The 23,165-nt window shown below is 49.2% G+C and carries 14 protein-coding genes; 3 read left to right on the top strand and 11 right to left on the bottom strand.

Features of this window, described 5'->3' with window-relative positions; translation table 11 throughout:
• Positions 1–43: 43 nt before the first annotated feature.
• The 4 genes from NSQ38_RS14340 to NSQ38_RS14325 all read right to left on the bottom strand — a co-directional run bounded on the left by NSQ38_RS14340 (position 44) and on the right by NSQ38_RS14325 (position 2,873).
• Positions 44–1,366 carry an NfeD family protein gene (locus tag NSQ38_RS14340; protein ID WP_339790537.1) on the bottom strand — a complete coding sequence of 441 codons (1,323 nt, stop codon included), beginning with the start codon at positions 1,364–1,366 and terminating at the stop codon, positions 44–46.
• Between the two features lie 282 nt (positions 1,367–1,648).
• Positions 1,649–2,092, bottom strand: a complete 444-nt coding sequence (locus NSQ38_RS14335) for a GatB/YqeY domain-containing protein (protein ID WP_017687237.1) — start codon at positions 2,090–2,092, stop codon at positions 1,649–1,651.
• A gap of 15 nt (positions 2,093–2,107) precedes the next feature.
• Complete coding sequence (gene rpsU / locus NSQ38_RS14330) at positions 2,108–2,281, bottom strand: 30S ribosomal protein S21 (protein WP_005547957.1); 174 nt, start codon at positions 2,279–2,281, stop codon at positions 2,108–2,110.
• A 232-nt stretch (positions 2,282–2,513) separates the two neighbouring features.
• Positions 2,514–2,873 carry a histidine triad nucleotide-binding protein gene (locus NSQ38_RS14325; protein WP_024628477.1) on the bottom strand — a complete coding sequence of 120 codons (360 nt, stop codon included), beginning with the start codon at positions 2,871–2,873 and terminating at the stop codon, positions 2,514–2,516.
• A 247-nt stretch (positions 2,874–3,120) separates the two neighbouring features.
• On the opposite strand from NSQ38_RS14325, the gene NSQ38_RS14320 reads away from it, so the two are divergent.
• Together NSQ38_RS14320 and NSQ38_RS14315 are read left to right on the top strand one after the other, a co-directional pair.
• Entirely contained in the window at positions 3,121–4,044 is a 924-nt protein-coding gene (locus NSQ38_RS14320; protein ID WP_339790162.1) for a cysteine synthase family protein, read from the top strand.
• A gap of 1 nt (position 4,045) precedes the next feature.
• Positions 4,046–5,179 carry a bifunctional cystathionine gamma-lyase/homocysteine desulfhydrase gene (locus tag NSQ38_RS14315; RefSeq protein ID WP_339790159.1) on the top strand — a complete coding sequence of 378 codons (1,134 nt, stop codon included), beginning with the start codon at positions 4,046–4,048 and terminating at the stop codon, positions 5,177–5,179.
• Positions 5,180–5,961: 782 nt separating this feature from the next.
• Here NSQ38_RS14315 and NSQ38_RS14310 read toward each other — a convergent pair.
• The 6 genes from NSQ38_RS14310 to NSQ38_RS14285 all read right to left on the bottom strand — a co-directional run bounded on the left by NSQ38_RS14310 (position 5,962) and on the right by NSQ38_RS14285 (position 21,086).
• On the bottom strand, positions 5,962–6,306 hold the full coding sequence (locus NSQ38_RS14310) for a hypothetical protein (protein ID WP_036674796.1): 345 nt from the start codon (positions 6,304–6,306) through the stop codon (positions 5,962–5,964).
• 589 nt (positions 6,307–6,895) lie between these two features.
• A complete protein-coding gene (locus NSQ38_RS14305) occupies positions 6,896–10,315 on the bottom strand; it encodes an SMC family ATPase (protein ID WP_339790156.1) in 3,420 nt (1,139 codons plus the stop codon).
• Positions 10,312–11,496, bottom strand: a complete 1,185-nt coding sequence (locus NSQ38_RS14300; RefSeq protein WP_339790153.1) for an exonuclease SbcCD subunit D — start codon at positions 11,494–11,496, stop codon at positions 10,312–10,314. Before NSQ38_RS14300 ends, NSQ38_RS14305 begins: the two co-directional genes overlap by 4 nt.
• A 59-nt stretch (positions 11,497–11,555) precedes the next feature.
• A complete protein-coding gene (gene addA, locus NSQ38_RS14295) occupies positions 11,556–15,983 on the bottom strand; it encodes a helicase-exonuclease AddAB subunit AddA (RefSeq protein WP_339790151.1) in 4,428 nt (1,475 codons plus the stop codon).
• Positions 15,980–19,483, bottom strand: coding sequence for a helicase-exonuclease AddAB subunit AddB (addB, locus tag NSQ38_RS14290; protein WP_339790148.1), 3,504 nt, complete (start codon positions 19,481–19,483; stop codon positions 15,980–15,982). The genes addA and addB overlap by 4 nt, the downstream gene beginning before the upstream one ends.
• 226 nt (positions 19,484–19,709) lie before the next feature.
• A complete protein-coding gene (locus NSQ38_RS14285) occupies positions 19,710–21,086 on the bottom strand; it encodes a class I SAM-dependent rRNA methyltransferase (RefSeq protein ID WP_339790145.1) in 1,377 nt (458 codons plus the stop codon).
• A 556-nt stretch (positions 21,087–21,642) separates the two neighbouring features.
• On the opposite strand from NSQ38_RS14285, the gene NSQ38_RS14280 reads away from it, so the two are divergent.
• Entirely contained in the window at positions 21,643–22,644 is a 1,002-nt protein-coding gene (locus tag NSQ38_RS14280; protein ID WP_315937168.1) for a Na/Pi symporter, read from the top strand.
• A 56-nt stretch (positions 22,645–22,700) separates the two neighbouring features.
• Here the strand turns inward: NSQ38_RS14280 and NSQ38_RS14275 are convergent, their stop codons facing one another.
• Positions 22,701–23,135 (bottom strand): NUDIX domain-containing protein, encoded by a 435-nt coding sequence (locus tag NSQ38_RS14275; protein WP_339790142.1) that lies wholly within the window; start codon positions 23,133–23,135, stop codon positions 22,701–22,703.
• Positions 23,136–23,165: the final 30 nt, after the last annotated feature.

The following is a 23,165-nucleotide window of genomic DNA, read 5'->3' as shown; positions in this document are numbered from 1 at the left end:
TGTACATTGCCGAAGCGTTAATCCGCTTCGACAACAGAGCGAGTTACACCGGCAAAGCTTGCTGAACCACAATCCGGGTACCTTCCGCTTTAATCACAATAATCGGAGTATCGATGGGAATAAAATCTCCGTCCGTCACAACGTCAATTCGTTCCCCTTCAAACATCGCTGTTCCAGAAGGACGAAGTGGTGTCAGACTGATTCCTTGCAGACCAACCAGCTCTTTGCGTTCTGTGGCTGATGAATAACCCCGATCCGCAGACATGCTGTCACTCAATATGAACCGATTCCATATCCCTCGATCCTTAAAGATAATTGAGATGATCGCAATGACTACCAATGCTGCTCCAAAAGCGATACCCAGAGATACAAATGCATCACTCGTATCATAAGCGGCCCTTACAACACCGGCCACAAGCGCAATTGATCCCAAAATTCCCAGAATACCAAAGCTCGGAATAAACATCTCCAGAATCATCATGATGAGTCCGACGGTAAATAGCACCCATGTCTCTGCTCCGGCAAATCCCGCAATGTAATTACCCGAGAAATACAACACGAAACACACGATACCTACAATACCAGGAACTCCAAAACCAGGAACAATCAATTCAATGATCACACCCGCGATTCCGAGGAACAATAACACAGTCATGACAACCGGATTGGTAAGAAAAGAGGAGATATTCTCCGCTGTTGTTCGTTCTACCTTAAATACGTCATCCTGACTGTAACCTGCCCAAGCTGCCGCTTCTTCCGGTGTGTTGCTGATGTGGTCGGCATAACCAACTTTCAGCGCTTCTTCAGCCGAGAGAGCAATAATTTCACCTTTTTGCTTGGTTTTATTAATCTCTGGCATTTCAACAACGATGTTAACATCCGTCATTCCAGCTGCAATCTTGCCATCACGACCACTGATTTCTGCCGCTCCCTGCATTTTGCTTTTCCAGAATGCAACAAGCTTTGGATCATCAACATGTTTACCCGTACTGTCCACCATTGCTGCCGCACCAATCATACTGCCTGGTGACATTACGATCTTATCTGCATTCAGAGCCAGAAAACTCCCGGCTGAAGCAGCATCTCCACGAACAAATGCAACAGTCTCAATCGGACTGTTCTTGATCAGGGTACCCAATGCTTCTGCAGTGTCGACACGGCCTCCCGGCGTATTGATATCAAGAACGATCAGGCCAGCATTCATCTCTTCTGCTTGTTTGAACCCGCGTTCCATAAACTTGCCAAGTCCCTGCTCGATTGGTTTATCAACCGGAATAATATATACGGCGCCACTCTTCTCAGCTGCATGCGCTGACGGTGATCCAATCCAGACAGGAAGCAACAGCGTCAGCAGCATTAAGAGCATCAATGGCCCCGTAAGCTTCTTCCGGCGCTTTCCCTTCACAATAGTCCCCCCTTTTCCATTAATGTTATACTGTCCAGCTTATGGTATTTATTACGTGCAATGCAACATTTCGTTTCAAAATCTTAAAATTATATTTGAAAACTCGATCAATTGCAAGAATAAAAATCCATAATAATATATATTAACCATTAAAAAGAAATTTCATCATCCCAAGGACATCATGTCTTCTGGTAAATGGAAAAAACACCTCCTGACAAGTCAGAAGGTGTTTATTGATTTGCTTTATTGCAGAAATTGTTGAACTGCTTGATTTACCAGTTTGCCGTCCGCTTTGCCTTTAACTTTCGGCATAAGGGCCGCCATGACTTTCCCCATCTCGGCTTTCGAAGAAGCACCGGTTTCCTGGATGGTCTGCTGTACAATAACTTTAATTTCTTCTTCGGTAAGCTGTGTGGGAAGGTACTGGATGAGTACTTCAATTTCCGCTTTTGCATTTGCCGCGAGATCTTCACGGCCCGCTTTGTCAAATTCTTGGAGGGCATCTTTGCGCTGTTTGATTTCACGACTCAGGATATCAAGCACTTCGTTGTCATCCAAATCTCTTTTCAAATCTATTTCAAGATTCTTGATCGTCGAACGAATCAACCGAATGTTGGAGAGTCTGAACTTGTCCTTACTCTTCATCGCTTGCTTCATATCTTCGTTCAATCGTTCGCTAAGATTCATGTAATTAAAATCCTCCTAAAACTTTCTCTTACGAGCAGCCTCGGACTTTTTCTTGCGCTTTACGCTTGGCTTCTCATAATGCTTACGTTTCTTCACCTCAGCCAATACGCCATCTTTAGCGATGGAGCGTTTAAAACGACGAAGTGCAGCATCAATAGTCTCGTTTTTGCGAACTTTAGTTTCAGACACCAGTTTTCCCTCCCTCCGACCAGACCGTCCAAGAGCAATAACACGGTTCATCATCTTACATTATAGGCGAAAGATAATAAAGGTGTCAACCTCAATGTAATGATCACTTATTTGAATCCATTTTATAACTCAAAGGTATTATGAAATGGATTCATTATATAAGCATTTGGTCACACATTCATGGATTTAATGCATATGACTAAATCCTCAATAGTAGTACCCATCAGCTCGTTTATTTGTGAGAATCGGACAGACTTGTCAACACGCCAAGTCTGGTACCACCCAACAAGTGGTAATGCAGATGATGAACGGTTTGTTCCCCATCCTTACCACAATTGTTGATTAATCGATATCCTGTTTCCTCCACGCCAAGACGCTTCGCCGCTTCTTGAGCAGCCAGATGAATCTCGCCGATCAATGGCAGATCTTCTGCAGTAACTTCATTCATGGAAGCAATATGTTTCTTCGGAATGACAAGAACATGTGTCGGTGCAGCGGGCTGGATGTCATGAAAAACGATAACATGGTCATTCTCCAGTACTTTATTGGAGGGAATGCTGCCCTCTACAATTTTGCAAAATAAGCAATCCATAGTTCATACCCTCCTTTGTATTCCAGTGTATGTATTCCCCTCTATCATACTAAAAGTAAAAACCCACGTCCAATCTCTAGACACACAACCAGGTATTCTAGGTCAACTCTCCATCTATCATCGAGCCGAACACTATACAACATTGGATGTATACCAAGCCATTTTATCGAAATATGGTTTTATCACGCACTTTTCCCAATTAAACAAATATGTATGGTTAATGACACACAAAAGGAGATTGGTTAATTTGACCGTTTATCAACATGTACAGGAACTTATAGGTAATACACCTTTGCTTGAATTAACTCGTTATCCATTACCGGAAGGAATCCGCCTGTTCGCCAAACTGGAATTCATGAATCCCGGAGGAAGTGTGAAAGACCGGATCGGCAAGTTTTTATTGGAGAAGGCCTTGGCAAGAGGAGATGTTAAGCCAGGTGGAACAGTGATTGAAGCTACCGCAGGCAACACAGGAATTGGTCTTGCAATGGCGGCTGTAGGCCTAAATTTAAAGGTCATTTTCACGGTACCTCAGAAGTTCAGCGTTGAGAAGCAGCAGTTGATGAAAGCCCTTGGTGCTACGGTCGTCAACACACCCACATCCGAAGGAATCACTGGTGCCATACGCAAGGCGGAATCGCTGGCGAAAGAAATACCGGGTTCGTATATTCCAGGTCAGTTCTCCAATGCGGATAACCCACTCGCACATTATGAACATCTGGGCCCTGAGATTTGGCGTGATCTGAACGGGCAGGTGGATGTATATATCGCCGGAGCCGGGTCTGGCGGAACTTTCATGGGAGTGTCTCGCTATTTGAAGGAGCAAAACCCGTTAATTAAAACATGTATCGTAGAACCCGAAGGTTCGATTCTCGCAGGAGGTCCATCGGGACCACATCGCACAGAAGGAATAGGGGTCGAAACGTTATCTTCTTTTATGGATGTGAGTTACTTTGATGCCATTCATACGATCTCAGATGAAGATGCCTTTGAGCGGGTCAAGGATCTAGCCTTGTTGGAAGGCTTACTGGTAGGAAGTTCCTCAGGTGCAGCTATGCAAGCCTCATTAAACGAAGCTGTTCACGCACCTCCCGGAAGTAACATCGTCGTTATTTTCCCGGATAGCAGCGAACGATATTTAAGCCAAAATATCTATAATGGAGGGCAATGAAATGAGACCAAAAACCAAGCTGATTCATGCAGGTATTGTTGGTGATCCACACACTGGAGCAGTGAGTGTACCGATCTATCAAGTAAGCACGTATGAGCAGGAATCGGTTGGCGTACACAAAGGATACGAGTATTCACGTACAGGCAACCCTACCCGTCATGCGTTGGAAGAAGTCATTAAAGAGCTGGAGGATGGCGTTCGAGGTTTTGCTTTTAGTTCGGGCATGGCTGCAATTCACGCTGTACTGTCTCTGTTGAAAACTGGAGATCACGTCATTCTGACGGATGACGTATACGGCGGGACTTACCGCATTTTCACCAAGGTGCTAAATCGTCTAGGGATCGAGTCTACCTTTGTAGATACCACCTCACTACAAGCAATGGAGCAGGCTTTGCAATCCAATACAAAGGCCATTTATGTAGAAACACCTACCAATCCGTTACTCAAGGTCACCGATATTGCTGCTGTAGCGAAGTGGTCGAAACAACATGAATTGCTGTTCATCGTGGATAACACGTTTAGTACGCCTTATTGGCAGACCCCGCTGGCTCTGGGGGCAGATATTGTGCTGCATTCTGCAACAAAATATATCGGTGGTCATAGTGATGTCGTGGCAGGACTTGCGGTTGTTAACAGCGAGCAACTTGGAGAAGATCTTCATTTTATCCAAAATGCAATCGGCGCAGTCCTGGGACCCATGGATTCCTGGTTGTTAATGCGAGGTCTTAAAACATTGGGATTGCGGATGGAAGCGCAGGAACGCAATACAGAGCAGCTTGTGACATTTTTGAATCAGCATCCAACAGTGAGCAAAGTTTATTATCCCGGGTTGCCCGACCATCCGCAGCACAAGCTCGCTTCCACGCAAGCGAGAGGATATGGCGGCATGGTTTCCTTTGATGTAGGCAGTGCTGAAAAAGTAGATGACGTGTTAAGCAAAGTTCGTTATTTCACATTGGCTGAAAGTCTGGGCGCGGTGGAAAGTTTAATCTCTGTACCTGCCCGAATGACACATGCTTCCATTCCGTATGAACGGCGGCAAGAATTGGGGATCACGGATGGTTTGATTCGTATCTCCGTTGGGATCGAGGATGTTGAGGATTTACTTGAGGATTTGAAATCTGCATTAGGTTAAGGGCATTTTAAAGTCCGTGCTGGCTGATACTCGTGAATGGGTAGTCGAAGATTTTCTAAGGAACACAGGAAGTCTTATTTGATGTTCAGGCCCTCATTGGAAATTATAAGGAACAACAGGCACGTTATTTCCCAAAATAACCTCAAAAAATGCTGAAAACGGCTCTTTATACGGTTATAACGTGTCTCAGATTCCTTAAAATTTTGGCGGGCGCTTCAAAACCTTGAATAAGATGCCTCAGATTCGTCAGCGCTCGCACACCATGCTCCGCTCCTTTAACCGTGGGCAAGAGAACAGCAGCGATTCCACCCTAAGCGAAGATTTTTATCGGGATAAAGAATTAAAGCTTTATGTCTTGATCGTTTGCTCGCACTTAGGAACGTTCTCACATATTCAGGATGTGGTATGGATGTGGTATGCCTCTGCTGCGACACGTTTAGACCTGCTTCTGCTTTCAGCAAGGTTTGAATACAAGCTATATACTATCTGTTCATCCTCAACCTTACACTAATTAGGCTCAAAAAAAGGTCATGCCTTACAGAAGTTCGCTTCTGCACAGGCATGACCTTTTTGGATGTTCGTATGTTGCCAGTTGTATTGCAATGACTGTTGCGATACATCAGGCTGAGACTCTGTATGTGATAAGACCTCTCTGTTTCATGCTGTACGGTACCATGAATGAAACATCCATCCTCAGCTAGTTATTTTTCGAGGATTTTCATAGGATGCCCATAGGGTACATAAGAATGTGTCACTTGCAGTTATGACTGTTTTTTCTAATTTCAATAGTACGGTAAAAGAGTTAACGCTGTAAGCGCAAATAACGGGAGCACCAGTCGGTTAAAACGTCTGCGGCCATAACCATAATACGGATAAGGAGTAGGGTACCCGTATCCTGGGTAAAATCCGCGAGTATGACCTATCGGATAGTTTGCTCCCGGCATTGCATTTGGAGCCCAGTTCGCATGATTCACCATGGCTTCCGGTCCAACGGGAACAGCCAGGTAGATCATTTCGTCATCCACATTTTCCATAATGCCATCGTAGTGCATACCGTCATTCATCTGTACACATACATAACGGTGCATGTGTTCCTTGCATATTTTCTTCGCTTCCACTTTTTCCACTTGCCAACGCCTCCCTGATTCTGCTCTTGATCACCTTTTCATGGTATTCAGAACTGGGCGAATTGACACTACTGACGAGAAAACACAAAAAAAGAAGCACCCCGTGAGCGGCTTCCTTGGAAGTCTGCTGCGCGGACATCTATTCAGGAAACGTCCTGATCAGATGTCCGCCGGGGTACTTAAATAAAGTTTGTCGGCTTAACTGTAGTATAACAGCGGGATGAACCTGTATCTGTGATGTAACTCACTCCGCTAAGTTATAAAAGCAAGAAAAGAAATATTTTTACAAAAATGATATTCCGTAATAGTGCGTGTTTAAAAAGGGCGGTTTTCAGTACCAAAAAGACGGGATAAAGCTAGAAATGGAGTAGCGGAGCATAGATAGAGCTACGTGAGCAACTGCAATGTTTCCGAAGGAAAAAACCTCCGTAAGCCCCTACTTCTTTCAGCTGAATTCCATATTCGATGTTGATGATGCCGCCAGGCACCATTCGTAATCAAAAGCGGACTTTTTGAACAACCTCTAATATTCATTTTGCTTGGACTATTAGAGGCGCTTCTATGATCTATATTGCTTACACATTGCCCTCTACAGGGTCTCCAAGACCACACGTGAGCCGTTTCCGGCCTCACCTGCCGGAATCACCACAAGTTTGCGCGGCAAGCGTGCACGCAGTTCAGGCACGTGACTGATTACACCAACAGCCAATCGGTCGTCATGCAATTTTTCCAGAGACGTAATGACGGTATCCAACAGTTCAGGGTCAAGAGTACCAAACCCTTCATCCAGGAAGAAGAATTGAAGTGGGTACTGACCTCGCAGCTGAATCTGGGCCGACAGTGCCAAGGCCAGTGACAACGAAGTCAAAAATGTCTCGCCACCTGACAACGTTGATACCGGTCGTTTGACTCCCCCGTTGGCATCATCACAGATTACAAAACCACCACCGGAATCCACCTCCAGTGAATAACGCTGTTTGGTCAGAAAGCGCAGACGCTGAGATGCCGCATGGCTAACCTGCATCAGTTGTTCTTCGGCAATATACTCAACAAAAGCATTACCTCTGAACGCGGATTGCAGTTTGCTGAGCAGTTCGCCTTGACGGCTTACCTCCACCCGCTTGTTCTCAAGTTCGGTCCAGCGAACATGTCGCTGCTCCACATCCTCCAGATCACGTTCTGCACGTGCTTTAGCACGAAGGGCAGCCTCGTCCTCAATTCGGACCTGCTGCAAACGTTCGGTGCAGGCTAACCACTGTTCCTCCGATACGACAGCTCCAGCCAGCTTTTGTTCCAATTCACGCAACTGGGATGCCAGTTCACGCTCACGTTCACGGTGCTGCTGGATCTCCCCTGCCAGTCGCTCTGCTTCCTGGGAAGGAATCGCCGCGGATACAACAGCATCATCCGAGTCAAACGGGGATTGTTCCAGCAATTGCTTCCACCGTTCCTGTGCCTGCTGCAGATGTTCTGTGGCCGAGGCGGCTGCCTGCTGAGCCATAACGTCTTTCTTGGCTGATTCCTGCTTCAGCGTGTCCGCTTCTTTGAAGCGTTGTGCCAAGTCTGTAGCTGCTTTCCGCAGTCCATCCAGACGAGCCTGAGCCGCAGCAATCAGATCCTCTACCCGCTGCTCCCCTACCCACTGGCGTAAACGTTCTTCCTTCTCGGCCAGCTGTTTGCTATTGCCCTGCCACTCCGTTTGCCACTGAATCAGTTGTTTATCCAATTCAACCAGCTTCTGCTGGAGAGATTGGATGATCTGGTCTTTTTCCTCAAGGAACGTCACGCTTTTGTTCAGACGTTCCTTGATGTCTTCGGCGCGCGCATCGCGCTCCTGCATCGCCTGATAGAGGGCCTTGGCCTCCTCCTGTGCGATGCCCGGCAGTTCCGCGGCCCAGCGGCTCTGCAAGGCAGCCGCTGTGGCCTCGCTTTCGGCCAGCTTGCGCTCCGCCTGGGCGAGCCCGGCACGGCCGGCCTCTTGCGCAGCTGCCGCTTCCATGCGGCGCTGCTGCGCGCCTACAGCCGCCTGCTGCAACGCGGCGGCTTCGGCCTGGAGCGGCGCTGCTGCGGCAGCCAGCGCCTGCGCGGCTTCGCGCAGCGCAGCGGCACGCGATGCCCAGCCTGCCGGGGAGCGCCCGTATTCGGGCGACCCGGCGGTCTCGGGCTCCGCTGCCGCAGGCGCGGCCTCGGCTGCGGCCGGAGCTTCGCCGGCCGCAGCGCCAAGCTGCGTCAGCAGGCTGCGACGTTCGTGCAGCTGCTGGCGCAGCCCAAAGCGCAGCTCCTGCAGCTCCGCGTGCAGGCTGCGCAGCAGTTCCAGGTCCGCGTCGCCTGCGTGCGGACCTTCTCCCGGCGGCGCAGCCGGGAGCGGGTGATGCGGCGAGCCGCACACCGGGCATGGCTCGCCGTCACGCAGCTCGGCTCGCAAGGCGGAGGACAGCCGGTGCAGCTCCTGCTCACGCATCGTGCCACGCAGCTGTTCCTCCGCAAGGGCCAGCATGCTTTGTTCGCGGCTAATATCCTGCTCACAGGCAAGCAAGGCCTCAAGACCTGCTGACGCCTGTTCTACCAGATGCTGACGCTGATCACTCAGGCGTTTTTCTTCCTCAGCCGCCGCCTTCAGCTTGTTGGCTCCCTGTTCTGCCGACTGCTTATAGGCTTGCATGTCAGCCTTATTTTGCTGCAACTGCTCCGCGGCAGTATCCACACGATGTTTCAGTTCAAGCGCAGCTTGAAGTTGCCTGCGTTCCTCTGACTTCACTTCATTTGGCTTGAGGCTCTCCTGTAGTTCCTCACGCCGTTTGCGTCCGCGCTGTTGCAGCTCCTTTTCTTTCTCAAGCTGCTGTCCCAGCGCAGTCTGTTCGCCCTGCCCCTGTTCCAGCAGCTGCGTGAGGCGCGAGCAATCGGCCTGAAGCCCGTCCCGTTCTCGTTGCAGCTCTTTTGCTTGTTCGAGTTGCTCCAGGCGCAGCAAAAGTTTCGGTTCTTCCTCCGTCATTTGCTTGCGTGCCGTCTCGGCCTTATCCGCTTCCTGAACAGCCAGACGCTCATGTTCCAGTGCTTGCTGATGAGCTGTCTCGGCGGTATCCTGCCGCTGCTTCTGTGTAGCTGCGGCATCTCGAACCGTCTGCAACGCAGGCAGTATTGTATCTGCCGCAACGGATTGTTTCAGCCGTTGTTCGCCTGCCTCTATCTGTGGTTCCAGTGCTTTCAGCTTCTGCTGTTCATCCGTCCTGGCCTGCCGTTCGTTACTTAACTCACGAATTTTGCCCAGTTGTTCAGCTTCCTTCGCAGCTTCATCCAGCGCTTTGCGGGACAATTCAGACTGCTGAACAGCGGTTTGAAGAAGACGTTTCGTTTCTTCCAGCGTCTCCTTGCTGGCATTGCCCAGTCCCTGTTGCTCCGCAGCAAGAGATTGGTGAACCATATCATTATCCTTGACCCGCCGGCTTAATTTGATAGCCAACTGGTCCCCATACTTCTCCAGATGGAATAATCTTTGCAACATCTGGCGACGTTCACTGCCTTTGAGTGACAAAAACTCGGCAAACTTTCCTTGCGGAAGCACCACTGCCCGTGTAAAATCATCCATCTTCAAACCGATCACATCTTCAACACAACGATTCACATCTGCCAATTTGTCGGCAAGTACCTGTTCTTCGCCATTAACAGTCTCTATGAATTTGCTGATCGTGTTACTCACCGACACTTCATTATTTCGTTTGAAACGTCGTTCTACCCTGAACCTTCGAGTGCCTTCCGCCGACATCAGTTCAAATGTAAAAGCAACCGACAACGAATCCTCTGCATGATTCATAATGCCTTGCGTCCCGTTCACAGCGCGTTCCACTTTTCCGTACATGGCGAGTGTGATGGCATCGAGCAAGGAAGATTTACCACTACCCGTTGGACCGAAAATACCGAATAGCCCCGTCTCTGTCAGCACGGTAAAATCAATCTCCTGCATCTCCCGATAACTTTGCAGTCCGGCAACTTTTAATAGAATCGGCTTCATCTTTCCTCAACCTCCTCACGCACACCCGGCTCATCTTCATCGACAAGTTCCAGGAAAAGCTGTACCAGACTGTCTTCCGGTTGTGCGCCACCGGTCTGACGCTGATAGAATTTACGGAACAGTTCATGTACAGGTAACTCGGATCGTTGCTCCAAAAGTCCTGCTGCAGCCATCTCGGGATACACCGGGCGAATATGGATGATACCTTCATGTGATTTTCGCAGCTGCTGAATCTCCTTCAGAGACATCGCCTCGTCCAGCCACACTTCCATGTCGATAAAAGCCTGCGGATCACGTCCCTCATCCAGCCAGCGATATACTTCTGCCAGACCACCACGCGCCTGCCAACGCACAAGCGGACGCCCGGATGTTAACAAAACTTCCTCTACCTGTGCTGCTCCACCCGGTGCCAGATCAACCATCGTGACAGACTTGCTCTGCCCTGCTTCGGAGAAGCTGTAGGCCAGGGGAGAACCGCTATATCGAATCACACCGTCTCCTTTGACAGCCTGTGCACGATGAAGATGTCCGAGCGCCGTGTATTGCGCACCAATCGATAAAGACGAAGGGTCTACCGTGTAGGCCCCACCGATCTGAATCGGACGTTCCGAATCACTCTCAAGTCCGCCGAGCACATAGATATGGCTCATGGCCAAGTTCACGGTATCCGGGCGAAAAGAAGCTGCCAGACGCTGCATTAACATGCCCACACGGTGACTGTATGCCTGACGAAGCACATTCTCGTCCCCATCCGTTGTCAGCAATTCATTCAATCTGGCTTCAGAAGGATAAGGTAATGCGGCAATCTGTGCAATTTCTCCGGTTCGCTTTGCATGAATGGTTACCGCTTCTGAAGTAGGCATCCCTACGAGTGTGATGCCCTGTCTGTTCACAAGTGGAGTTACAGAAGCTACACGTTCTGGTTGATCATGATTTCCTGCAATCACCACAAGAGGTCTTCCATGCTCCGTCAGACGCGCTGCCGCTTCATAAAAAAGCTGTTCCGCCGCTGCGGGAGGATTCACCGAATCATACACATCTCCGGCCATCAATATGGCATCCGCCTGCTGCTCATCAGCCACCCTGACGAGTTCATCAACAAAATCTTCCTGTTCACGCAGTCGGCTTCGTCCTTCCAACGTTTTTCCCAAATGCCAGTCCCCTGTATGCAAAATACGCATCGTCCGTTCCACCCCTCTCCCATATGAAATCTATGGTTTTAAATTCCGATCCAGTTCTTTTACAATTTCACTGCATGTCCACCATCAAAAAAGTACAGCCATTTCCGGTCAACTTTCCGACCTAATATATCTTCAATGGCCCGTCCATACAGATCCAGCTGGAAGCGATAATTTTTGGTGAGTTCATCCAAACCACCACGATGCTCCAACACCCGATCCGTCTTGTAATCAAGCAAGACAAGCTCGCCGTCCACCTGATAGAGACAATCGATAATCCCCTGTACAAGCACAGTTTCATTTTCAATCGTTGCCTGCATTTTGCTATCTTCTTTTAGCATCTGTGTATCTGAGCCCGCCGCCCGTTCATGTATCCATTCCACTGGAGACTGATGTGCCGGAAGTCCATACACAAACGGAATTTCCCGTTTCACCCACGCTGCACGCAATAATTCTTTTCCTGGTTCTGTATTGAAAAATCCGGCCAGTTCTTCAGGTTCGATAGCCGCAGCATGATGGGGCAGTAAAATCTGAAGCTTAATCAACCGCTCAATCGTCTGATCAATAAGCTGTGAATCAACAGATGATCCATCTATAGGAAGATGCTGCATCAACGTATGATACACGTTCCCCCGTTCTGCCCCTGTCAACTGCGTTGCCTCCATGAATTTGGGACGACGCAGATGCAGTTTGAAAGACGTACCTGCAGATCCCGCATCCGGAAGGTTCACCGTACGGTTTGAATCTGACCCTAACCCAGCCTCATGCTTGATAGAATCACTGGATGCATCACGATGAGCATGGCTTGTTTCATCCTTGATGTTATTGATTCCTGAGGTGTTATAATCCAATAATTTCTCGGACTTCTCCCCCAGTTCCTCCATCACCTCTACGGACTGGATGTCCTGCATCGCAAGTAACGTTTTCAACTCCGTGACAGATGTACTGGCTGCTACTTGAGTTGCTGCTTCATAGGGATACGTCCATGAAAGGCGTTGATCAACCTCGTTGATCAGCCGTGTCTCCTCTTGTTGAAGAGCTACTGTAGGTACACCTTCATCTCCAATGTTTTGGTTAGCCGTGACTTGTGCACTCTTCGTCAGCTCTTCTACTGTTGAGGATGGAACCAACTTCACAGGCTGAACCGCTTTTAGTGCAGCAATTCGTTCTTTCCGTACCTCAGTCATCCCGTCTTCTTCTCCGAGTGTCTGATCCACCACATGATCACGGGATACCTGATCGGCGGAAATAATAGAAATCGCCCAGCGTGATTGATCATCTGCAAGACAGGCTGAGAACGAATCATTGCTTCCAGCAAGTTCACGCAGAACAGCCGCATCTGGATGTCTCATCAGGGATGGTCCAATCCAGTCCAGGTAACTCCGTCCAGCAGCCAGTAAATAGTCTGGCAATGCCAATTCAGGGCTGTCCTTGACCTGAGACCACGCGAGCGCTTTTTTCGCGGCATCTTTTACGGTACCCAGAAGAATCATTTTCTCTTTGGGACGGGTCAACGCAACATACAGCACACGCATCTCTTCAGCAAGCAATTCAAATTGCGCACGACGACGAATCGCCAGATTGGCTAATGTAGGATAGGCAACCCGGTTCTCACGATCCACAAACCTCGGACCAAATCCCAGTTCCTTATGCATTAGAAACGGTGCGTTCAAGTCCTGTTGATTAAACATCTTGGATATGCCACCGACAAAGACAATTGGAAACTCCAAACCCTTACTCCGATGAATGGTCATGATACGTACGGCGTTGTCCTGCTCACCAGAACTACTTGCTACAGTCCCAAGGTCTCCCCCGTTTTCCCGTAGTCTGGAAACATAGGTCAGGAAACGGAACAAGCCACGATTTGCAGTTGATTCCTCATATTGTCGTGCGCGATCGTACAATGCCTTAAGATTACTTTGACGTTGCAGTCCTCCTGGAAGACCACCAACCCAGTCCAAATAACCAGTTTCCCGATACATACGCCAGATCAGTTCACTTAAACTGCCTTGTCTTGCCTCAAGTCTCCACTGCTGCAATTGACGCATAAAGCGAATTAACTTTTGCTGTAACTCCGAGCCTGAGATCTCCGTTATGCTCAGATCCTCACTTGCATGTCCCGCAACACCAGCATCTTGCATTCCATCTGTATGCACTTTATGCACATCGAATTCATAGACATCATCCAGGATCTCTGCCTCGACTAAAGCTGCTGTCTCCCGCTGTCCCTGTTCCATCTCTGACCAGGCTTCCGGCCACTGTAACTGGACGATATTGGTATCAGGATGATTATCCTGCCGGGATTGTTGTACGGCATTAGTGGAAGAATCGCTCCACTCTCCAGCAGCCGATATAACCGCATCATAAAATGACTGTCTTTTGTCACCAAGCCGAATCTGTGCCAGTTCCTCTTCATCCAGTCCGACAATCGGGGAACGAAGCACGGAAGCAAGCGGAATATCCTGCCTTGGATTATCAACAAGCTGAAGCAGAGACATCATGATTTCCACTTCTGTAGCCTGAAAATAGCCCTTGCTCTGTTCTCCTCCAGCAGGAATTCCCTGCTGTCTGAATTCCTCAATCATGAGCGGAGCCCACATCAAGGTCGAACGCAGCAAGATGACCATGTCACCGTAACGTGCCGGGCGCATCGTTTGCAGGGCTTTGTCATATACATGGAGGGCAGGTTTGTCCGTATCCCCAACCATCTCACGAATACGCCTTGCGATCGCCCTTGCTTCCAACTGGGCTGTTTCAAGTTCGGCACTCTCCAGTTCTGCGGAGACCGATACATCCCCATTCTCATCCGTGCTCTCTGTCAGATCAGGACCACCACCCTGACGATCGATCAGCATGAGTTCAGGTGTATACGCCTCATCACCAAGTGTTTCTGACGGGAACGTAGCCCCATATGCCAGCTGAGCTCGTTCATCGTAAGCAATCTCTGCCACACCTTCGTTCATGAGTTGCCGGAATATCATATTGACCGAATGCACGACTTCCGCACGACTGCGGAAATTCCGCGCAAGATCAATACGTTGACCTGTACGACTCAGATGATTTCCCACCATTCCGTCCTCACGTGTGCTCGCTCCATATTGGCGATACTTGTTCATAAACAGACCTGGCTCGGCCAACCGGAAACGGTAGATACTCTGTTTGACATCACCGACCATGAATCGGTTACCCGGGTTTTCTCTGGAGATCAGCTTGACGATATCTTCTTGAACCGTATTGGTGTCCTGATATTCATCAAGCAACACTTCATCAAATCGCGAACGGTACTCCATAGCCGCATCGGAAGGCATCGACAGTTCAGGCGTTGAATCCTCATGTCGTAAAATGTGCAGACAGTAATGCTCCAGATCACTGAAGTCAACTTGCCCACGTTCCTGTTTGGCCTGTCGATAACGTTCTCCAAATGTACTAACCAACCTTGACAACTCCTGCATGAGTGGTGCCGCCTGCTCCAGCTCCTGCCAGAACGAAAACGCAGTTCTTCCGAACAGTGAGCCTTTCAGGTCAGTAACTGCCTTTTTTGCAGCCTCCCGAAGTTCCTTCACCTGATCCTGTAAAGCCGGGTCCGTCTGATCTTTTTTGCAGGGTTTCAGTTTGCCAAATGCAGCGGGTTGAAACACTTCAGGCAACCTCTCCCATGGCATAACCTGGACCGCAGACAATAGCTCTTCTACCATCACCAGGTCTTCTTTTAACGTATCTGCATAAGGTGCCGGACCTTCAGGCTGCATGGAAATATGGATGCCTTGACGAAGCAGTCCTGCTGCACCACTTAAAGCAAGAGCCGCATCACGCAAAATACTCTGAACCCATGCTGAATGTCCAAGCGCCTCTACACTTTCCACCTGAAAAGCGGATGCCATCTCGGAGAGCCAATGATCCGGCCAGGAATGACTGCGGGAGAAATCATATAATCGTTGCACCAGTCGATGCATGGCATCATCGTTTCGTTCTCCACTGAACCAGTCCACCAATTCACGGAATGTACTCCCTTCATCTTCTTCGCCGTACTTTTCCTCAAAGAGTTCTTCGAGCAGTTCCTGTCGCATGATTTCCGCTTCATTTTCATTCAGGATACGGAAAGCCGGGTTCAACGGAATTTGCTGATAGTACCGCCGAATGACTTCCATACAGAATGAATGCAATGTTGTGATAGATGCTCGCCCAAGCAGCGACAGCTGCTTACGCAAATGTTCTTCCCCAGGCTGTTCTTCAAGCGCACGTTCCAGCGCTTCCCGAATCCGTTGTTTCATCTCGGCGGCGGCGGCTTTGGTAAACGTCGCTACAAGCAAACGATCCACACTGAACCCTTGGGAGGGATCTGCGATCTTGCGAATAATACGTTCGACCAATACAGCTGTCTTGCCCGATCCGGCCGCAGCGGCAACCAGAATATCTTCTCCGCTTTCCGAGATGGCACTCCACTGGTCATCACTCCAGAAGCTTCCTTCCGGTTTTGGCATATTCGTCATGATGTTTCCCCTCCCTTGGTGTGAGATAACATATCCCATATTTGCTGTTTGCCCGGTTTGGACAACAGATTGTATTCATTTCCTTCTATATTCTCATCAAACTGACATACAGGCTTATACGGACAGAATGTGCACGCCACTTCCTGCTGAATACGATAAGGCTCAATGGCTACATCTCCATCCGTAATTCGGGTTCCAATCTCACGGATATTACTGCGAACCGAAGCAAGCAGCGTATCCCATTGCTCTGGTGTGGCTACAGCGGCACTGCTATAAAAGCTTCCGTCCGCCTTAAGGGCAACTGGAATAATAGCTGAATACCCCTTATCCAGGGTGTTGTCCATTTGAGCGATTGCGTCCCGATCCGCCAGCAGCAAACCTTTCATTTTGAACCGTTTCAGCAGTTCTTGTCCTGCCTGCTCTGATGTCATGCCGTTTGCCGATTGCAACAGCGGGTTATGCACATGGAAATACAACGTTCCTCCCGGCATGGCCGTTTCTCCAAGCCATTCCTCGGCAGCACTAAGCAGCACCTCCAGATAGGTGAGCATCTGCAACGACAGACCATAATACACTTCATGAAGCTTGAGGTCCGTTTGGCTTGATTTATAGTCAATGACACGCAGGAGCAGACCATTCTCTCCTTCTGCCACATCCACACGGTCAATACGACCCACGATCTCCATCACACAGCCGTTCTCCAGTTCAAAACGGAGTGGGGGCAGCGGTTTATCCGGTCCAAAATCAAGCTCCAGCCCAATCGGTTCAAAACTTCCACGTCTGGACTGTTCCCCGAGAATAACGGATGCCCGGCTAACAATGTCCTTCAATTTGCGGAAAATATAACCATATCGCTTGGTGCTGAGCAAAATCTCCCCTTGCAGCTGTGGTGCAATCTGCTCCACGGTTTGCTCGGCTTCCTGGCGGCATTGGTCTGGAGTCAAGCTGCCCCAACTACGATTTTCTTCACGCAACCGCATAGCCAGCTGGCTTAGTGCAGCATGAAAAAGTTGTCCGATATCAGGAGCCTGCAAGCGGTACAATTGCCGTTCTTTGAGGCGCAGCCCGTGTGAAGCAAAATGGGAGAACGGACAAGCAACGAACCGCTCCATACGCGAGACACTCGTCCTTACCTCTGTGCCATACAGTCTGCGACTGGTGGCTGTCCGTAGTGGCATTGCCCGATTACGATAAAAGACCGATCCCATCAACCGCTCCAGCTGAGGTCTGCTTGTCTCCCGAGATACATGCCAATTGTAGACCGCCCACCACATTTCAGGGATGTCTTCTCCGCGGCGCCATTTGCGCAATTGTCCAATGAGCGTAGACAGACTCTGTCCTGGATGGGTGACATAGGACCAATGTGCTTCTTCCGAGTTCGCAATCGGCGGTTGAGCGAGCAATGGCTGTTCTTGTAAACCAAACATCTTCCGTACATGGCGGACAATCTCGGAAGGAAGCAGTGTTTTCCCCTCATCATCAGCAACCGGGTAACTCAGCCATAACTGACTGCTTGCGGCTGTAAGTGCCGTATAGATTAGAAAACGTTCATCCAGCATCTGCCTTGTTGCACCTGGTCCAAGCGCCACACCTCTTTCCGTCAGCAACGATCTTTCCAGCTCTGTTAATACACCATCATCCTGAGGTACGGCGGGCAACTCACCATCAACTGCACCAAGGATAAATACATATTTGATGTCCTGGAGACGTGTACGGTCCATCGAACCAACCAATACCTGATCCAGTGCTGGTGGTACCAGACCCAGTTTCAGTTCGGTCAATCCGGTCTCAATCATCCCGGCAAACAGCGTGATATCCAGCCGTTCATTCCCCATCATATCTACCATCTGATCCAATAAATCCAGGACAGCTCCCCACATCTGCCGATGTTCTCTCGACCGTTCGGGGTCACCCTGAGCCTTAGCTTCAGCAGACATATGTTCCAACTTCCAGGGGATTTCGGCATCTTCCAGCAGTCTGTATAATGCCTCGCATTGAGCTTTGGCTGTCTTTGCCTTTTTCATCCGTTTCTCAAAAACACCCAAGGAATCTGTAATGACCGTTCGGCAGCTCTCCATTAAAGAAAGCATTTGGTCCCGTCCTCGACTACGGCCATCCTGACCGTTGTCTTCCAGCGAAAGACTTGGTACATACTTCCACGGTTTGCCGTCAGTCCAGCGATACCCATGAATACCACAAGCCAGTACATAATTCTCAAGCTGGTCCATATCTTCACGGGTGATGGAACCATCACGCGGAAGCAACAGATCCGTTTTCACACAGCGAAATACATCCTCGTAACGCCAGTGGCGCCGAACAATATCAAGTGCGGAACGGATAAACTCAGATAATGGATGATGAAGTTCATTTCTTCTACGGTCCAGAAAGACGGGTACGCCATAATCCCTAAATAACGGTTCAGCTATATCAGCGTAGGTATCCAACTGACGAACAAGTACCGCCATATCCCGATAACGCGCACCTTCGTTTTGCGCCAGGCGCCGCATCTCACGCAGTGCTCCCTCCATCTCAGCTCGACGGTTCTCCGCTGCAACCAGTCGGATTCCGGAATCACGGCCATCACTTTTCCACCGAATTCGGCGGTCGAAACCAGCCTCCAGATGAGCAAGTCCCGGACGATCCTTGTATCTTGGTGGAATCTCTGAATCTAGCACGGTTATATCACTCGGTACACCTAGTTCTTCTGCCATTCCTTTGAGACGTGCGTAGGCACTCGCCGTGGGATAAAACAGTTCCAGTTCTCCAGGCAGAGCCCCGTGATCATAAGGACGATCCAATGTCAGTGCAATTGTCACGGAAGACGACTGCAACATTAGCCGACCGATCACACTCATCTCCTGTGGCGTGAATCCCTGAAAACCATCAATCCAGATCTGGGCATCCTGCAGCAATGCACTTTCCGACAAACGATCTGTCAGCTCGGTCAACGTATCTTCATCATCAATATATAAATTGGTCAGTTCCTGTTCATAGTCACGATATATCAGATTCAAGTCATGCAACTTGTCCTCCAGAATTGGCGAAGTGGACGAGGTATTCCCTCCAGACAGCCCTTCTTCCAGCAATGATGGATCAACTTCATAACGTTTAAATTCACTATATAAGTCATTTAATTCGCCTATAAAACCCAGCTGGCTGCCGGATGCACCAAACAGCTTCAATTCTTCCTTACGGCGCTGGATGACTTTGTAGAGCAGCATCTTTTTGCCTTCGGCTCCGATTGGAATACGAGCAGAACCGCCTGCTTCCTGCATTATACGATAGGCTAAACGGCGAAAGCCGAGCACTTCTGCACGCATGGTACCTTTAATTGCTCCAGAAGACACCAATGCCTGCTCTGTCCGAAAAGAACTCTGTTCGGGAACGAGTAAAATTAAAGGTTTACCTTGCGGTTCTTGTTGAAGCAGGGATGTAATTTCCCGGGTAATCAGCGAGCTTTTACCGCTGCCTGCCCGGCCAATAACAAAACGAACGGACATGTCTAATCCTCCAAACCACACGTACAAGATTTTAATTCCCAGTATAACATATCTGACTTGGTTCGGAACATACGTTTGCCACTATCCGGTAAAACCGGAGATCATCTCCGTTAACACGGCAAAAAGCCCGCAGCTGTTCACACTGGGGACTTTTGACCGAAAGTATCATTTATTTAAAACTCACTTTACCTCACGAGAGATCAAAAAAAAAATGAAACAGACTCTTCTAATTCTTTTTACTGCGTACTTCGAAAATAGCAAATTTCAGGTAATGTCCTTCATCCACGCCCAAAATTTGCGGGTGATCCTTACCGGCTGCTTTCCAGTCGATCAGACGAAGCACTTTGCCTGCATCTTCCGCTGCATCGGCAATCGTATCTAGGAAGAGATCTGGACGCATGTGATACGAACAGCTGGCTGTTACCAAATATCCGCCCTCATTAACCAGTTTCATTCCTTGCAGGTTGATATCTTTATATCCACGGCATGCACCTTTAACTGCTGATTTCGTTTTGGCAAATGCAGGAGGATCGAGGATGACGACATCAAATGTTTTACCGCCAGCTGCCAGCGCTTTGGATGTATCCACTTTCTGTTCGCCTGCACGTGCACGTGCGGTACGTTCATCCAGTCCTTTCACTTGTTCACGCAAGTACTGGAATGCATCAGCAACTACAAATTCGACCCGGTCGGTGAAACCGTTCAGCTCCACATTTGTTCGTGCACTCTCAATGGCATGCTCCGAAATATCAAGACAAGTCACTTTTTTGGCTCCATACTTGCAAGCATTTAACGTGAAGCTGCCTGTGTGTGAGAAGCACTCCAGTACAGTGGCACCATCCCAATAAGGGAATGTAACTACCTTACCGCTTTTATTCATAGGCAAGAGCTGCTCTGTGCCGTCCTGCTCAGTCGTTTGGAGTGTAATTCCACTCTTGTAGCCCCAACCCTTCATGAGCGGTTCGATCGCTGCACGATTCTCACGTTGGTCGAAGAAGTAACCTGTCTTCTGTCCTTCTACGATGTCCACTTTAATGAGTAGTCCATTCTCTGTAACGGTGACATGTCGCGGGCAATCTCCGTACAGTGGACCTTTGGTCTGCTCCAAACCTTCCAGTTCACGAATCGAGACATCGCTGCGCTCATATATGCCTTCTGGCTGCATTACTTCAATGAGTGCCTGTACGATGGCTTCACGGCAACGATCCATGCCAAGTGTAAGCAACTGTACAACGAGGATACTGCCGAATCGATCAACGATCAATCCTGGCAGAAAATCAGCTTCCCCATAAACGAGACGGTACGCCTCGCCATCCTGGATAAAACGTTCCCGATGACGCAAGCAATCACGGAAACGTGCTGCAAAGAACGCCGTATCCATCTGTTCGGACTCCAAGGGTTGATAAGCTACAACCCTTACCGTGATCTGGGATGCGGGATTGTAATATCCTGTCGCCAGATAGCGACCTTGATGATTCAATACATTGACCAGATCTCCCGGCTCCGGGTTTCCATCAACAGAGGCAATTTCATTGTTAAATATCCATGGATGTGCATGTTCAAGCCGCTTTTTGCGACTGCGTTCGAGTGTAACTGATGGCAAGGTAGATCCACTTCTTTCATAGTTAGTTGAAAAGATAGGTTTGGTGCGGCGCGTAGGTGGCGTTTCGGTTACGAATCGATCTTCCGATCGCTGTTGTCTCCAGATTTTTTTGATTCCCTTTTTTAAAGGGAAAATCCGGAGGCAAAGGCGCACGCTTCGCTTCTTCAGATTCGATTTCGTCCCCTCCACTACGTTTGCACGAATCACCGTATCTTTCGAATTGGGGTGCAGCAATTGAGAGCAATCGGCGCTAAGGTGTTACTTTGAGCGCTGTATGAGTGGCGTTCCGGGTTCGAATCGATCTTTCGATCGCTGTTGTCTCCAGATTTTTTTTAATCCCCTTTCTTAAAAGGGAAAATCCGGAGACAAAGGCGAGCGCTTCGCTTCTTCAGATTCGATTTTGTCCCCTCCACTACGTTTGCACGAATCACCGTATCTTTCGAATTAGGGGACGGAAATTAGGTCGCTTCCCTCTGAATTCCTTTAGGCTTGTCATGGTTGTCTTTTCTTACTCATAGGATGAGTTAAGGAACCGGACGGAAGGAATGATATTTCTATGTTTAGAGATGTGATATTGCCCCTACTCTATGGGCTTATTATCTTTTTTGGTGGCATGAAGCTGATGGAGACGGCCTTGCAGCGCATGGCAGGGCCCATGTTGGCAGGTTGGCTCAATCGCGCCACCTCTGCTCCATGGAAAGGCATGGCCTTCAGTGCAGGTGCAACGGCCTTGTTACAGAGCAGTACTGCGGTCACCGTGCTCACCATTGGACTGGCTAATGCCAGATTAATTACCTATGGACGCACACTCGGCATCATCCTCGGTACCAACATCGGGACATGTCTGACGACGGAGCTGGTGGGATTACAGATCGGACGTGCTTCCCTGCCGCTGCTTGTCCTGTCGCTTACGGGCTGGGCCATGTTTGTTGTCCTTGGTGAACGCAATCTGGCCGCTCCTGAACGCACGCGCCGGACACTGTTTAACATCCAGTACAGCTTCCTCGCAGCTGCGGGATTTGCACTTGTTATGACAGGCATTCAGGTAATGCAATCCATTGCCTTACCCTTGCGGAGCATGGGCGTATTTCAATGGTTTCTCGACCGCTCGGCCGACAGCTTGTGGTGGGGCTTCCTGGCAGGTGCCTGTCTGACAGCGCTCATTCACAGCAGCGCAGCTGTCATTAGCATGGCGATTACGCTCGCAGCCACAGGGGTACTGCCTGTGGAGATCGGCATCGCCATTGTGATCGGGTCCAACGTGGGGACCTGCATCACTGCCGTGATCGCTGCCGCGGGCGGAGCATCCGCAGGCAAATTTGTCGCAGCCTCCCATGTTGTATTAAACATTGCGGGAGCGCTGCTGTTTATGCCGCTGATCGGCCAGCTGCATGCAGCTTCGGCCTGGCTGTCAGCGGACAACGGGGCACAGATTGCGCATGCCCAGACCCTTTTTAACATCACCAGTTCACTGCTTGCTTTACCGTTCTGTTACTTGCCAATCTGGCACAAAAAACCACCGGTCCACGCCCCAGCGGCGAAGTCACCCGTGGCTTGATGATCTGCCTATCAGACCCACAGAACGCGCGGGTAACTGACTCGAACAATAATGCGTTATACGTTAATGCCTAACTTGTTCAGGGCTACACGCAAGATATCATCGTTATTATCATATCCGTTCTGCTGCTGTCTGGACCATGCTTCTTCTGGAGCATACCAATCCACACCCTTAATTTCTTCAATCTGAGGCTGTAGATCACCACTCTCGGCTTCAACGAGATAATAATGAACTTCCTTGTCCACCGGGCCAAAATCTGCATGTTGGTACGTATAAGCAATGATATCAACCGGCTCTACAATGCGACCCACCATACCTGTCTCTTCCAAAATCTCGCGCAGTGCCGTCTGTTCGATTGTTTCTCCCTCTTCCATTTTGCCCTTGGCGAGAGTTGTTTTACCATAACGATCTACGATAAGCTGAATTTGAAGACGTCCGTCTTCCCCTGTTCTATAAACAACTCCGCCTGCTGAAATTTCTTTTTTGTTCATCGTGCTCTCCCCCATCAACTTCGATATCTT

The sequence above is a fragment of the Paenibacillus sp. FSL R7-0313 genome, assembly GCF_037969885.1.
Lineage (GTDB): Bacteria > Bacillota > Bacilli > Paenibacillales > Paenibacillaceae > Paenibacillus.
Note: the sequence above shows the minus strand (reverse complement) of the source record. Positions and strands in the feature narration are given on the sequence as shown.

Coding starts and splice junctions, on each gene's coding strand:
- NSQ38_RS14315 (WP_339790159.1), top strand. CDS start 4,046: ATGAGACCAAAAACCAAGCTGATTCATGCAGGTATTGTTGGTGATCCA.
- NSQ38_RS14325 (WP_024628477.1), bottom strand. CDS start 2,873: ATGGATTGCTTATTTTGCAAAATTGTAGAGGGCAGCATTCCCTCCAAT.
- NSQ38_RS14340 (WP_339790537.1), bottom strand. CDS start 1,366: ATGCTCTTAATGCTGCTGACGCTGTTGCTTCCTGTCTGGATTGGATCA.
- addB (WP_339790148.1), bottom strand. CDS start 19,483: ATGTCCGTTCGTTTTGTTATTGGCCGGGCAGGCAGCGGTAAAAGCTCG.
- NSQ38_RS14300 (WP_339790153.1), bottom strand. CDS start 11,496: ATGCGTATTTTGCATACAGGGGACTGGCATTTGGGAAAAACGTTGGAA.
- NSQ38_RS14275 (WP_339790142.1), bottom strand. CDS start 23,135: ATGAACAAAAAAGAAATTTCAGCAGGCGGAGTTGTTTATAGAACAGGG.
- NSQ38_RS14305 (WP_339790156.1), bottom strand. CDS start 10,315: ATGAAGCCGATTCTATTAAAAGTTGCCGGACTGCAAAGTTATCGGGAG.
- addA (WP_339790151.1), bottom strand. CDS start 15,983: ATGACGAATATGCCAAAACCGGAAGGAAGCTTCTGGAGTGATGACCAG.
- NSQ38_RS14280 (WP_315937168.1), top strand. CDS start 21,643: ATGTTTAGAGATGTGATATTGCCCCTACTCTATGGGCTTATTATCTTT.
- NSQ38_RS14335 (WP_017687237.1), bottom strand. CDS start 2,092: ATGAATCTTAGCGAACGATTGAACGAAGATATGAAGCAAGCGATGAAG.